Here is a 286-nt window from a genome sequence, read left to right on the forward strand (position 1 = left end):
TGGATAGAGCGTTTGACTACGGATCAAGAGGTTATGGGTTCGACTCCTATCGGGCGCGCCATTTAAATTTTATTTATTATTTAATTACATACGGGAAGTAGCTCAGCTTGGTAGAGCACTTGGTTTGGGACCAAGGGGTCGCAGGTTCGAATCCTGTCTTCCCGACTTCTTAAATAATTTGGGGGCTTAGCTCAGCTGGGAGAGCGCCTGCTTTGCACGCAGGAGGTCAGCGGTTCGATCCCGCTAGTCTCCACCATTTATAATAATTAAATGAACATTGAAAACT

At 45.8% G+C, this 286-nt stretch carries 2 tRNA genes; both read left to right on the forward strand.

Features of this window, described 5'->3' with window-relative positions:
• The first annotated feature begins 91 nt into the window (after positions 1-91).
• Positions 92-165 (forward strand) — tRNA-Pro (locus KA909_RS00490).
• Between the two features lie 15 nt (positions 166-180).
• Positions 181-256: transfer RNA gene (locus KA909_RS00495), tRNA-Ala, on the forward strand.
• The last annotated feature ends 30 nt before the right edge of the window (positions 257-286 follow it).

Origin of the sequence: Staphylococcus sp. GDX8P54P (assembly GCF_017893165.1) — a bacterium.
In the GTDB taxonomy this organism is placed as follows: Bacteria; Bacillota; Bacilli; order Staphylococcales; family Staphylococcaceae; genus Staphylococcus; species Staphylococcus borealis.